The 13,211-nt window shown below is 43.9% G+C and carries 10 protein-coding genes; 7 read left to right on the top strand and 3 right to left on the bottom strand.

Features of this window, described 5'->3' with window-relative positions:
• Positions 1 to 234: 234 nt before the first annotated feature.
• Together trpB and ABYU67_RS09810 are read left to right on the top strand one after the other, a co-directional pair.
• Positions 235 to 1,461, top strand: coding sequence for a tryptophan synthase subunit beta (trpB, locus tag ABYU67_RS09815; RefSeq protein WP_372844821.1), 1,227 nt, complete (start codon positions 235 to 237; stop codon positions 1,459 to 1,461).
• A gap of 98 nt (positions 1,462 to 1,559) precedes the next feature.
• Entirely contained in the window at positions 1,560 to 2,456 is an 897-nt protein-coding gene (locus ABYU67_RS09810) for a DMT family transporter (RefSeq protein WP_372844820.1), read from the top strand.
• 23 nt (positions 2,457 to 2,479) lie between these two features.
• Here the strand turns inward: ABYU67_RS09810 and ABYU67_RS09805 are convergent, their stop codons facing one another.
• On the bottom strand, positions 2,480 to 3,133 hold the full coding sequence (locus tag ABYU67_RS09805) for a hypothetical protein (protein WP_372844819.1): 654 nt from the start codon (positions 3,131 to 3,133) through the stop codon (positions 2,480 to 2,482).
• 392 nt (positions 3,134 to 3,525) lie between these two features.
• On the opposite strand from ABYU67_RS09805, the gene ABYU67_RS09800 reads away from it, so the two are divergent.
• Together ABYU67_RS09800 and ABYU67_RS09795 are read left to right on the top strand one after the other, a co-directional pair.
• Positions 3,526 to 4,926: an outer membrane protein transport protein gene (locus ABYU67_RS09800; protein ID WP_372844818.1), complete on the top strand. Its 1,401-nt coding sequence runs from the start codon at positions 3,526 to 3,528 to the stop codon at positions 4,924 to 4,926.
• Between the two features lie 328 nt (positions 4,927 to 5,254).
• Entirely contained in the window at positions 5,255 to 6,358 is a 1,104-nt protein-coding gene (locus tag ABYU67_RS09795) for an alkene reductase (protein WP_372844817.1), read from the top strand.
• Positions 6,359 to 6,432: 74 nt separating this feature from the next.
• Here the strand turns inward: ABYU67_RS09795 and ABYU67_RS09790 are convergent, their stop codons facing one another.
• The gene (locus ABYU67_RS09790) at positions 6,433 to 7,752 is read right to left on the bottom strand and encodes an NAD(P)/FAD-dependent oxidoreductase (RefSeq protein ID WP_372844816.1); all 1,320 of its coding nucleotides are present in this window, start codon (positions 7,750 to 7,752) and stop codon (positions 6,433 to 6,435) included.
• A gap of 384 nt (positions 7,753 to 8,136) precedes the next feature.
• On the opposite strand from ABYU67_RS09790, the gene acs reads away from it, so the two are divergent.
• From acs to pgsA, 3 genes are all read left to right on the top strand, one after another.
• Positions 8,137 to 10,098 carry an acetate--CoA ligase gene (gene acs / locus ABYU67_RS09785; protein ID WP_372844815.1) on the top strand — a complete coding sequence of 654 codons (1,962 nt, stop codon included), beginning with the start codon at positions 8,137 to 8,139 and terminating at the stop codon, positions 10,096 to 10,098.
• Positions 10,099 to 10,299: 201 nt separating this feature from the next.
• Positions 10,300 to 10,731: an MgtC/SapB family protein gene (locus ABYU67_RS09780; RefSeq protein WP_372844814.1), complete on the top strand. Its 432-nt coding sequence runs from the start codon at positions 10,300 to 10,302 to the stop codon at positions 10,729 to 10,731.
• Between the two features lie 625 nt (positions 10,732 to 11,356).
• Positions 11,357 to 12,037: a CDP-diacylglycerol--glycerol-3-phosphate 3-phosphatidyltransferase gene (gene pgsA, locus ABYU67_RS09775; protein WP_372844813.1), complete on the top strand. Its 681-nt coding sequence runs from the start codon at positions 11,357 to 11,359 to the stop codon at positions 12,035 to 12,037.
• 133 nt (positions 12,038 to 12,170) lie between these two features.
• Here the strand turns inward: pgsA and ABYU67_RS09770 are convergent, their stop codons facing one another.
• Complete coding sequence (locus ABYU67_RS09770) at positions 12,171 to 12,677, bottom strand: pyridoxamine 5'-phosphate oxidase family protein (protein ID WP_372844812.1); 507 nt, start codon at positions 12,675 to 12,677, stop codon at positions 12,171 to 12,173.
• Positions 12,678 to 13,211: the final 534 nt, after the last annotated feature.

The raw sequence follows: 13,211 nt of genomic DNA, 5'->3' as shown, positions 1-13,211 counted from the left end.
TCACCGACTATTTTTGCCAGTTTTTAGCCCATGCTTTAATCAGTTTTCATCCAATCACTTAGCCAATGATTTTAGAAAGGCAGGTAAACTTGACCAAATAGAAAATTTCGCTTATTATCTTGTTTCAATGTACTAGAGCATAAATACATTTAATTATTTTTATCTTTAAAAAAGCTAAATAATTCGGCAAAGACAACAATAGTAGTAATTAATTGAAAACAATAAGGCTCAACTATGACAATGCAAAATACCGTCTCTGACTACGGCTTACATCAATCTATCTTGCCAAATAGCGATGGTTTATATGGCGAGTTCGGTGGCAAAATTGCTCATCCTGAGCTTGCCAAAGCCATGAGCGAGATTGAGACAGGTTTTCGTGAGATTATCAAAAACGATGACTTTATCGCTGAGATGCAGCGCTTACGTGAGACCTATGTTGGTCGCCCAAGTCCTATTTATCATGCGCAGCGTTTGACCGAGCATTGCGGCGGCGCACAGATTTATTTTAAGCGTGAGGATTTGAACCATACAGGCGCACATAAGATTAATCACTGTTTGGGCGAAGTATTATTGGCCAAGAAATTAGGCAAAACCAAAGTGATTGCTGAGACGGGCGCAGGGCAGCATGGTGTCGCATTGGCGACAGCAGCGGCCTTGATGGGGCTAGAGTGTGAGATACACATGGGCGTGGTTGATATTAAAAAAGAGCATCCAAACGTCAGCCGGATGAAGATTTTGGGTGCCAATATCGTGCCAGTTTCACGCGGGGCTGGGACGCTAAAAGAAGCGGTCGATAGCGCCTTTGAGACTTATTTAAATGAGCTTGATACTAGCATGTTTGCGATTGGCTCCGCATTGGGGCCTGCGCCCTATCCAGAGATCGTCAGCTACTTTCAGTCGGTGGTCGGTCATGAAGCACGGGCGCAGTTCTTAGCGACGACGGGTAAGCTGCCGAATAAAGTGGTTGCTTGTGTTGGCGGCGGCTCCAATGCTATCGGTATATTTAGCGGCTTTTTCGATGATGCCGAGGTAGAAAAAATCGGCGTAGAACCAGCAGGTGAAGGTCTAGATACGCCCAATCATGCAGCGACCATGTCACTTGGCATCAAAGGTGAGATTCATGGTTTTAAGTGTTATGTGCTGCTCGATGAAAAAGGCGAGCCTGCACCGGTGCATTCGATTGCCTCAGGACTTGATTATCCCGGGGTTGGACCGCAGCATTCGCATCTGCGAGATTTAGCGCTTGCTACTTATGAGTCGGCGACTGATGCCGAATGTTTAGAAGCCTTTATGGCGTTATCACGCCTTGAGGGTATTATCCCTGCGTTAGAGTCGGCACATGCCATTGCTTATGCGATGAAAATCGCTAAAGACATGTCAGCAGATGAGACGATTTTGGTCAATTTGTCAGGGCGCGGTGACAAAGACATTGATTTTATTTTAGACAAGGTAACATTATAAAAAATTGGTAACAAATGTAGAAAAAATAATACTTATTGAGCGTTGAACCAGTTATCATCGAGGTTTTTTTACTGTCTTCTGCTCGATAGGATACCCTTATGTCTAACCGCGACCTCATTATTTTTATCACCTTATCCTTTATGTGGTCGCTGTCTTTTATTTTTTATCGTGTCGGCGTGCCTGAGTTTGGTTCACTGGCTTTTGCCAGCTTACGGGTGGTATTGGCCGGACTGACAATGTTGGTGTTTGTAATACTTAAAAAGAAAAACAGAATAGGGATTCGTGAAAACTGGAAAGTACTGACGCTGGTCGGGCTATTTTCTGCGGCTATCCCTTTTATACTGTTTGCTTTTTCAGCGCGTTCGGTAAACGCTGGGGTATTGGCAGTATTGAATGCCTCTGTGCCGATGATAAGCGGCTTTATCGCCAGTGTATTTTTTAAAGACCGCTTGTCGAAAAAGCAGATTCTTGGTTTGGTTATCGGCGTTATCGGTGTGATTATTTTGATGAGTGAGAACCTGTTTGGCGGGCAGGGTGCTGGTTCAGGTTCAGTATTATTACCGATGGGCTACGCATTGCTGGCCTGTATTGGCTATGCGCTTGGGGCAAATATCACTCGAAATTATCTGGAGAATGTCTCCCCAGTCGCGATCACCGCAGGCTCGCTGATCATTGCCAGTATAATTATGTTGCCTGTAGCCGTTTATGAGTTTCCTTATGGCAAGAGTATCAGCTTAACGGCTTGGATTTCTGTCATTTGTATTGGGGTATTCTCAACCGCGATCGCGCTGATTTTTATGAATCAGTTGATTAAAAGCATTGGCCCTGTACGGGCAACCAGTATTACTTTGGTGATTCCGATTTTTGCCATTATTTTAGGCTATCTGCTGCTTGGTGAGGCGTTAGATACCCCCGCGATTATTGGCTCTATGGTGATATTGTTTGGTACCTATTTATCTTTAGAGTTGTCTATCAAAAAGATGCTGAAAGCTTAATGTTTTATAACGATAAATAGTACTTATTTAGTACCTTCTACCATGATAAGTTGAATCGGAAAGGTGATGATGTCAAACGCTTTGGCAAGTGGCATCAGCGCTTTAAGCCTTTTTTCTTCTGCTAAGGCTTTGTCCGGCTGATAATTGTAAAACTTTAGCGTGGTCGGTTGCGGCAAGCGATAGGCGAGCGTATTGATGTTTTTCACCGCTGGTGCCACTGTTACAGGAAGGCGCCATAGGTTTTTTGTGCAGCGTGTCATACCACCGGTGAAGCCATCATGACAAGTAAAATCAAACCCTTCAAGTTTAGCTGTTTCACCTGCCATAAGCAGATGGGTCGGTTTTTCAAACCATAATATGCTGGCAATGCATCCTTGCTTTGATGTGCAGCCTTGCTCGCCTATTCTTATTCTAAAATAGGGCGCATTGAATGCTGGCATCGGTTTAAAGGAAAAATAAGCCAAATCCACTTGCTCTAAAATATCAATAAACTCACGATCTCTATTGGCGCTCTGCACCAAATAGCTGCGCTTTTCTCCCGCAAATACAATCGCATGCTCAATGCCTTCAATAGGCGTAGCGGGCTTGCCAATAGCAATAATCGTGTCAGTAAGCTGCTCATCGGCTTGCCATTTGGCATCTTCTTGCTGCATCAATTGATAATCAAGCTTTTCCATAGCGATACAGCCGCTTAAACCTAAAACTAATGAGCAAGCTAAACATAGTTTTAAAAATGATTTTGACATCATGCTTTTCTCTACTTAATAAAATAAAGGGCAATCGAGAAAGGATTGTTAGATATGATATTAAGCCAATTTTGCATAAATAAGTTGGCTAATTTGCTAAATGAATATAAATAACGCATTAGATTTTTAGTAAAAAAGTTAGAGGAGCGTTAAGAGCTTAGTATTTATCGTTGTTCAATTAAATAGAAAAACCTATAAAGCCGCTGCTGATATATTGACAAATGTTGACATTATCTATTTAATCTAGGGATTAAAGCCAACTATAAAAGGTGTGCATGATTTTATAGTTTGGTGAGATTTTTAACTGACAAAAGGATATTGTCATGAGCGCTCAGCTGTTTTTAGGACTCAATAATTCTGCTAGCCTTTTTCGTTCTTCGCGCTATTGGCTCACTGCTGGTACTTTAACCGTGTTAAGTCTCGCCATCAGCTCAGCGCATGCCGCTGGCATCGAATACAGCAAACAATCGGTCGCGCCTTTTTTTGAGCCGGGCAATTATGCCGAGCTATCCTATGCATATGTTGACCCAAAAATCGAAGGCACCGATGCCGCTGGTAACAAAATCGGCGATATGATGGATGACTTTGATTTACCCGGAGCGGCTCTTAAAATCGCCCCGACGGCCAATACGGCATTGGCCTTGATTTATGAGCAACCCTTTGGCGTCGATACCAAGTATCCGACAGGGAATATATTTAACAATCGTATGGGTACGACCGAGGCGCGGGTAGAAACAACGGGTATCACGCTTTTAGGCGGCGGTAAGATTAGCAATAATGTCTGGTTATATGGTGGTCTTGAATACCAAACGCTAAAAGGCAATATCACGGGCGCGCAGCCCGTCGGTTTGACCACTGCTGTTTCTCAAGTGATCGATGAAGCAGGGGCGCTGTTTGGCATACCGACCACTGAGGCTTATTATGATTTGGTCAATAAACAAAATAATGGCACGATTACACCAACTGAAGCCGCAACTTTAGGTGCTATCAATGAAGTAGCTATTAATCCTGTGGCGACAGCGCCGACTTATTATACGTTAGACTTTGAAAACGAAAGCACGCTCGCGCCGGTAATTGGCATGGCGTATGAAAAGCCGGAGATGGCTTTGCGAGCGGCGTTGACGTATCGCGCGCCCGCCAAATATCAGGTATCTGGGGTAGAAAACCTGCAAGTTATTTTGCCGCCTATCGCTGGTGGTGATGGGGTAACGCCAGCACCAGCGGAAGAAGGATTGCCGTTAGCAGGTAAGACTGAGGTTAAGATGCCACAGTCGGTCAATTTAGACTTCCAAACAGGTCTCAGTGAAAAGTATCAATTGCTGGGTATGGTCAACGCCCGCTGGGTAGATTGGAGTAACTTTAATGTTGCCCCGCCTTTGGCGATATTAGCAACACAAGAGCCACTAGCTGCCTATAAAAAAGACGGTTACGCGGTTGAAGTAGCACTGGGTAAGCAGTTTAATCCAAAAGTTTCAGGTGAAGTACGCTTGGGTTATGACCATGGCACTGGTGCGCCGCTCAGCTTATTAGGGCCTTATGACTCTATCAAAAGCTTAGGGTTAAGCGCGCAGTATCAATTAACCGAGCAGCTTAGCGTTGCTGCGGGCGGTCAATATATGTGGTTTGAAGGTGGTCCGGTCGATACCAAGGTTGATGGTCGCGTTGCCAATATTGATGATGGTACTGGCTATGCGCTTGGTATGAAACTTGGTTATCATTTTTAAGATTGACTGAGATTATTTATTAAAAATAACGATGAGAAAAAGCACTTATATTAAAAAGTAGGTGCTTTTTTTTATTACTAAATTTTAGCAAAATTAATGATTCTATTCACTTAATACCCTGTTAAGATCACATAAATAATTAGCGTTTAACAGACTGAAAATATACTGGTGTCGGTGTTTTTGTTTGTAAGTTTTACTTGGAATCTGAGTAGCTACCCCCTATAAAGAATACGGCTGATGAGTAGAGCGCTTAATGATGTTAAGGGCTATTTATCTGTTATCTATTAAGGTAATAACCGTATTTTTATAACAACAAACAAGGCTTTTTATGGCACACGACAATTTATTTGAACCCATTAAGATGGGCACCCAAACCTTAAAAAATCGCATCATCATGGCACCGTTGACCCGCTTACGCGCGGTTGAGCCAGGCGATGTGCCTACAGTACTTGCAAGTGAGTATTATGCGCAGCGTAGCGGTGCAGGACTCGTCATTGCAGAAGCGACGCAAGTTTCTTTTCAGGCAAAAGGTTATGCAGGCGCGCCCGGTATCCATACCCAAGACCAGACGACTGCATGGAAAGCTATTGTCGATAATGTCCATGCTAAAGGTGGTAAGATTGTCGTACAGCTATGGCACACGGGATTGGTCGCACACGAAAGCGTCCAACCAGATGGTAAAGCACCGATTTCTGCCTCTGATGTCCATGTAGGGGTACGTACCTCACTGCGCGATAGTAACAATCAAGCTATCCGCGTTGAAGCGACCACGCCACGTCCAGCCAAATTGGAAGAGATAAAGCAAGTCATCGCTGACTTTGGTCAAGCGACCAAGAATGCCAAAGAAGCAGGCTTTGATGGGGTAGAGATTCATGGCGCGCATGGCTATCTATTACATCAGTTCTGGGTTGAGCATACCAATCAGCGTGATGATGAATATGGCGGTAGCCGTGAGAATCGTGCGCGTCTGACCCTCGATGTCATTGATGCTTGTATTGATGCGTGGGATGCTGACCATATTGGTATTCGTATCTCGCCGCTCGGTACATTTAATAATGTCGAAGCAGGATATAACGAAGACGAAAATATTTGGCTGATTGAGCAGATTAATAAGCGTGGTCTGATGTACTTACATCTTTCTGAGCCTGACTGGGCAGGGGGTACGCCTTACAGCGACGCGTTCCGTCAGCGTGTTCGCGATGCCTTTGATCAGACAATTATCGCCGCTGGTGGTTATACGGCTGAGAAAGCAGAAAAAAATATCAAGGCTGGCTACATCGATGCAGTGGCGTTTGGTCGTGACTATATCGCCAATCCTGATTTGGCTGAGCGTATCCGCACAGGTGCCGCGCTAAATGAGCAGCGTCCGCAGAGCTTTTATGGCGGCGGCACAGAAGGCTATACCGACTATCCGTTTTTGAATCAAGCATAATAGTTTGATGGTCAATAAAAAAGCCACCTTATGATAATTCATAAGGTGGCTTTTTATGGTTTGGTCAATATGCTCTATACCACCTCACCGCAGACAAAGCCACTTGCCCACGCCCATTGGAAGTTATAACCACCAAGCCAGCCTGTGACATCCAGCACTTCACCGATAAAATACAGCCCATCTTGATAATTGCTTTGTAGGGTCTTTGAGGAGACTTCATCCGTTTTAATGCCACCGCGCGTGACCTCAGCAGTACGATAGCCTTCGGTGCCAGAAGGTTTTAGCTGCCAGCCATTAAGCGTTTCTCCAAGTTCAATCAAACGCTCATCTTTGATATTGGCAAGCTCTTTGTCTTTGATATCATCCCACAGAGTCGTTTGTAGCGCTGCCAGCAGTTTTTTGGGTAAGGCGTTGTCCGTATAATCTGCCAAAACTGTACGGATAAGCTGTCTTGGGTGTGACTTTTTATGAGTAAGGAATAGCGCGGTCATATCGATATCGGGAAGCAGGTTGATACTGATGGTTTCGCCTGTCTGCCAGTAGTTGGACAGTTGCAGCATGGCAGGACCAGAGAGTCCGCGATGGGTAAATAGCAGCGGCAATTTAAATGAGATGCGCTCGTTACTGGCAATCACAGGGATACTGATACCAGCAAGCGTACGGATCAGCTCGCCAGTTTTATCAGTAAAGGTAAAAGGCACTAAACTTGCATCAGTCGTTATCAGACTATGACCAAATTGCTGTGCAAGCTCATAGCCCAAACCGCTTGCACCCATGGTCGGAATGGACAAGCCGCCTGTTGCCACAACCAATGACTCACAGCAAAAGCTTGCTTGCACAGCTGTACTTTGATGAGCTAAATCTTTTTGCGCTTGTTTGTCTTTTTTACTCAGCGCTTTACTGGTCAGTAATTTAAAGCGTGCCTTTTTATCGTTTTTATCATTTTTATCATTGTCGAGTGCTTGTACGCTATCGATTTGGGTATTGAGCCTAACTTGCACACCGACGGCGGAGCATTCATTTAGTAACATCGTTAAGATATCTTGCGCTGAATCATCACAAAACAGCTGACCATGCTCACGCTCATGATAGGGTATTTTATGCTGCTCAACCATAGCGATAAACTCCCAACTCGGATAGCGGCTCAATGCTGATTTACAAAAATGCGGATTGCTACCGATAAAATGCTCAGGCTCAACGAAATAGTTGGTAAAGTTACAGCGCCCGCCACCAGACATGAGGATTTTTTTGCCGGCTTTATTGGCATGATCAAGTACCAATACGCGGCGACCACGGCGACCAGCGGTTAATGCGCAATATAATCCTGACGCTCCAGCACCAATAATAATGACATCATAATGCGAGTCTTGTGAGGCAGTGCGGTGATTGTCCATGGTCGGTAGTTCCTGATTTTAAAAGTGCAAATAAGTCTTATAGAGCCTGTTGTCATATAAAGAATGGCCATATAAATAGTAGCATCTTTATATCAGGTTGCTATTGTCCATGTTTTATAACAGGTTACAAGGATTAAATAGCTTTGTTGCCACCGTATTTTTAAGAAGTAGTAAACATACCTGCTAGAGAATGGGCATGGTCAAACATAGGGTTATGCTATGCAATTGTTGTGATTCGTGGTTGATGCCTTGCAACCATTCGGCATATTTGTCAAACTGTCTTTGAGTGTCACCATTATGGAAGATGACCCTTATTGCCTGTGCCAATCCTCGCTATCAGCGCTGTTTGCTACCGGTCATAATAATTAAAAAAGGATAAAGCTCATGACTCAAAAATCATTTCCTATTGCGCCTGAATTCCTCGCCGCCGCCAATATCACCGCCGAGCAGTATGCTGAACAATATAAGCAATCCATTGCCTCACCTGAGGCAACCGATGCCTTTTGGGCGGAGCGTGCCGAGCTGATTGATTGGATTAAAAAGCCCACCAAAATCAGCGACGTCAGCTACGACTTAGAAGACTTTCATATCAAATGGTTTGAGGATGGTGAGTTAAATATCTCAGTCAACTGTTTGGATCGCCACCTCAAAAACAATCCCTATAAGCCTGCGATTATCTGGGAAGGCGATCATCCTTCTTTGCATAAAATTATCTCATTTAAAGAGCTGCATGAAGCGGTTTGTCGCTTAGGAAATGCCATGCGCAAGCTTGGGATTAAAAAGGGCGATCGCGTTACCTTATATATGCCAATGATACCGGAAGCGGTGGTTGCCATGTTGGCTTGTACCCGTATTGGCGCGGTACATTCGGTGGTATTCGGCGGTTTTTCTGCTGAAAGCTTGGGCAATCGTATCATTGATAGCCAGTCAAAGCTGGTGATTACCGCTGATGAAGGTATCCGTGGTAATAAGCGTACGCCGCTCAAAGCCAATGTCGATCGTGCGTTAGATATGGATGGCACAGACAGTGTTAGCAATGTCATCGTCGTCCATCGTACGGGCAACTCAGTACCGATGAGTGGTCGCCGTGATATCTGGTATCACAGCTTGGTCGATGGTGAATCGCAGCACTGCGAGCCTGAAGTCATGAATGCTGAAGACCCGCTATTTTTATTATATACCTCAGGGTCAACCGGTAAGCCAAAAGGCGTATTGCACACTACAGGCGGCTACATTACTTATGCGCTGTCCACGTTTCGTGATGTTTTTGATATCAAAGAAGATGATGTCTATTGGTGCACCGCCGATGTCGGTTGGGTGACAGGTCATACTTACGCCACTTACGCACCGCTTGCCAATGGCACCACGACAGTGATGTTCGAGGGCGTGCCAGAGTATCCAACATGGGCGCGCATTGGCCATATCATTGATAAGCATCAAATTACCGTTTTATATACTGCACCGACCGCTATCAGAGCCATGATGAAAGAGGGCAATACCTTTGTCCGTGAGTCAGATCGCTCAAGTTTACGCTTACTTGGCACAGTTGGTGAGCCCATCAATCCTGAAGCATGGGACTGGTACTATCATATCGTCGGCGGCGGTAAATGTCCGGTCGTCGATACCTGGTGGCAGACAGAAACCGGCGGTATCATGCTCGCGCCCATACCGGGTACGGTGGCGATGAAGCCGGGCGCGGCGATGAACCCACTCTATGGTATCAGACCTGAAGTGATCGATACCGATGGCGTCGCACTTGAAGGGGCTGCTGAAGGCAATTTGGCGATCAACAGTAGCTGGCCCGGTCAGATGCGCACTATTTATAATGATCATGCGCGTTTTTTAGCGACGTATTTTACTGAATATCCCGGCTATTATTTCACCGGCGATGGCGCGCAGCGTGATGAAGATGGTCATTACTGGATTACGGGTCGTGTCGACGATGTGCTCAATGTATCAGGTCATCGACTGGGTACCGCAGAGATTGAAAGCTCGATCGTTGCTCACCCAGCAACAGCAGAGGCAGCGGTAGTAGGAATGCCACACGACATACGCGGTATGGGTATCTGCGCCTTTGTTATCCTAAAGTCGAGTGAGACGGCAACTGAATCACTAAAGGCTGAATTAAACCGCCATGTACGCTCTGAGATTGGACCGATTGCCAATTTAGATGCTATTTATATGGTCAATGTACTACCCAAAACCCGCTCCGGTAAAATCATGCGCCGTATATTGCGTAGTCTAGCGGCAGGGCAGTATGTTGGACTTGGTGATTTATCTACCCTAGCTGACAGTGCGGTTATCAATGAGCTGGTTGAGGTGGTCAAAACTGAACGGGCAAAGTAGTCGTGTCGGTGCCATATGCCGGTATTTTAACCATACTAGGCATTTTAAAATGAGTGGCAGCATAGGTATCAAAGCTAAAAAGCCATGCTGTAAAAGTAGCGTGGCTTTTTACTAAGTTACTAAGTTGCTAAGTTGCTAAGTTATTAAATTACTAAGGCGTCATTGATATTAATGATCTTGAGATAGAGGAGGTAATACACGATGTTTGGATTTGATATCAATATAGAGCTTATGCAATATCATTTTTTTCAATTGAGTATTGCCTTTATCCTCTCTTTACCGATTGCACTCAACCGTGAAATGAAAGACAACGGTGCTGGACTTAGAACTTTTCCCTTAGTAACTATTGCCTCATGTGCTTTTATGCTGGTAGGCATGGATATTTATGATTCAGCTGGTGAGGCGAGAATTATGTATGCCATTATTACAGGCATGGGCTTTATCGGTGGCGGCGCGATATTCAAAAACGAAAAAGGCTCAAAAGGGACGGCGACGGCAGCGAGCTTATGGAACACTGGCGCTATTGGTATTTCAGTTGCGTATGGTCGCTATGAAATTGCGATTATCCTATCTGTAGTTGGCTTTTTGATTCTGCAATTCTCTGAACCATTTAAGTATAAAGAAAAGCGTTAAAATTCTGAGTAGATGGTAGCCAAATTGGTGGTCTATTCAACAGATAGAAATATTAAATATATACAAATCAGAGTTTTATAGGCAAAAAAAGAGCCCACGGAGGAGGTACCGTGGACTGAGGAAAACGTATTTAGGCAATTATATAAAAAATCATAAGCCATAAATAACTAGCTATAAACTTATTATCATATTCATTTCTCTTATGACTGAAATGCGGTTAAACAGACGTATTTCAAGACAATCTTACATCTATTTACAAATTTCAGTGTACAGATGTATTGATATATTTTGCCTATAATATAGTGAATTTATTATTAAAACGATACAGCGGGACTGGGATAAATTTTACGCAGCCTCTGTCGGCGTAGGCACAGCAAGCCAGAAAAATTTATCCCAGTTCCGCGTTACAATATGGTGTATCTATTTTATTTAGAATCGACTATAACTGAAAATGCGCTATTTTCCTAAGCTTACTTAGCTATAACTCCCTCTATGCGCATAAAAATCGCTCGATTAGAAAGATATACGCTTGCTATCAACGATACCTACATAGATGGCATGACGACTTGCCTGAAAAATGCTAAGCTATCTGCCATTATTAGGTCAATATTAAACTGGGTTTGCCATGACTGAGAGCACGCATTTGCATCCGCAGGAGCCGTCGAGTACGCAGCATAACAAGAGTATTTTTAATTTACCCAATAATCTGACGATTGCGCGTATCTTGATGATTCCGCTATTTGTTGCGATTGCCTATTGGCCACCTGCCATGGGGATCGGTATGCCGGCCATCTCCGACAATGTGATTGCCAAGGTTGGTATGAGTGACTTTAGCGACAGCCTACTGCGCCACTTATTATTAACGGGCGTTTTTATCCTAGCCGCTATCACCGATTGGCTTGATGGCTATTTTGCCCGTAAGCTTAATGTGGTATCAGCCTTTGGTCGCTTTTTGGACCCCGTCGCTGATAAGCTGATGGTGGCAGCTGCGCTTATCGTTTTAGTACAATGGCATCCCAATATCATTATGGCGATAGCGGCAATTGTGATCATCTCGCGTGAAATAGCGGTATCGGCGCTACGCGAATGGATGGCGGAGCTTGGTAAAAGCACCAGCGTAGCGGTTTCCTATGTCGGTAAGCTCAAAACCACTTTTCAGATGATAGCGATTACGGTGCTTTTGCTAAACTGGCAATCGCTTGAGATGATAGGCTATGTGTTAATGGTAGCTGCTGTGATCTTAACCTTATGGTCGATGATGATTTATTTAAAAGCTGCTTGGCCATATCTAAAACAAAGCGATTAAGCTCACAGTATTGGTGCCAAAGTGATTACATAAAGTCATTATATTTATATAATAAAAACGCCAGTCGCATAAAACACTGGCGTTTTTTATTGTCTAGAATTTGTTGTTATGCCTCTAGCAGTTGACTGTTACCTTATAAAGAAACAGAGAAGGTTTCACCCATGTCTTCAGCAGTTTTGCCATCTTGTACCGCTGCCGCTGCCATCTTAAACATATTGACGATGGTACTACCGCTAAGCCAGCACTCTACACCATGAGGCACGACTTTGATCAATTGTACATTTGGATCTTCTTTGCCATGCTCAAAAAACGCATCATAAACCGGTGACCAAAGCTCATCCAACTTGGCTTTATCCGTTGGCAATTCTGCATTGGCACTGACAGATACAAAGTTCTTTTCATCTTGGGTAGCATAAGTCAGACCGATTCTTGCGTCATCTTGGATATCTTTGACGACGTCTGAGGATTTATCGCCGATAAACCAAATTTCTTTATTATCAAGATTAACCTCACTGGTGGTCATCGGCCACGCATGAATATCACCCTTTTTGTTGCTGGTACTCATCATGGCAAATTTTACGTCTTCGATAACGGCGTGAATTTTCTCGAGTTGCTCTTGTTTACTCATGTGGTCACTCATGGTAGATATCCTTTTTCATTATAGTAAATAAACGTTAAATTTATCATTATCAAATTTATAGTTAGTATCGGCATCTGAGTACTGGTGTCAAGGAGCCGCTTATTTTAAAAACGGATGTTGTAACAACCAGCGCGCTTGTAACTGCTATCTAGAATAACGATTACCGCTAGACGATTTATATAGGTTGCCAGTAAGGCGATGTGAGTGTTTGTAAGGATTATAAGGTTTAGGTAAAAATTGTGACGCTGTACCATGCGACTTGCTATGAGATACGTTATTTTGGTCGTAAATCGACAGGGTTTATATAAGGCTTTGTCATCATATTAACGAAGTGATTGGCAATTTATCTTGGTTTTGTCCTGCTTATTACAGGGCTTCTTGTTATAATACGCGGACCATTTACTTTGCATGGCAGAGATGCCTTGATCTTACGGATTATGCCTTTATGATGACCATCGCCGGACAACCGTTTCTTACCGATTTTCAGACGCAGCAACTCATCAGTCAGTTTCAGCAAAAAACCGAGCTAAATGT

The organism is Psychrobacter sp. (genome assembly GCF_041554015.1).
Classification (GTDB): domain Bacteria; phylum Pseudomonadota; class Gammaproteobacteria; order Pseudomonadales; family Moraxellaceae; genus Psychrobacter.
The sequence above is the reverse complement of the archived record's forward strand: the minus strand, read 5'-3'. Positions and strand labels throughout refer to the sequence as shown.

Excerpts from the sequence above, each read along its gene's own strand:
- trpB (WP_372844821.1), top strand. The coding sequence starts at position 235 with ATGACAATGCAAAATACCGTCTCTGACTACGGCTTACATCAATCTATC.
- ABYU67_RS09810 (WP_372844820.1), top strand. The coding sequence starts at position 1,560 with ATGTCTAACCGCGACCTCATTATTTTTATCACCTTATCCTTTATGTGG.
- ABYU67_RS09805 (WP_372844819.1), bottom strand. The coding sequence starts at position 3,133 with ATGGAAAAGCTTGATTATCAATTGATGCAGCAAGAAGATGCCAAATGG.
- ABYU67_RS09800 (WP_372844818.1), top strand. The coding sequence starts at position 3,526 with ATGAGCGCTCAGCTGTTTTTAGGACTCAATAATTCTGCTAGCCTTTTT.
- ABYU67_RS09795 (WP_372844817.1), top strand. The coding sequence starts at position 5,255 with ATGGCACACGACAATTTATTTGAACCCATTAAGATGGGCACCCAAACC.
- ABYU67_RS09790 (WP_372844816.1), bottom strand. The coding sequence starts at position 7,752 with ATGGACAATCACCGCACTGCCTCACAAGACTCGCATTATGATGTCATT.
- acs (WP_372844815.1), top strand. The coding sequence starts at position 8,137 with ATGACTCAAAAATCATTTCCTATTGCGCCTGAATTCCTCGCCGCCGCC.
- ABYU67_RS09780 (WP_372844814.1), top strand. The coding sequence starts at position 10,300 with ATGTTTGGATTTGATATCAATATAGAGCTTATGCAATATCATTTTTTT.
- pgsA (WP_372844813.1), top strand. The coding sequence starts at position 11,357 with ATGACTGAGAGCACGCATTTGCATCCGCAGGAGCCGTCGAGTACGCAG.
- ABYU67_RS09770 (WP_372844812.1), bottom strand. The coding sequence starts at position 12,677 with ATGAGTGACCACATGAGTAAACAAGAGCAACTCGAGAAAATTCACGCC.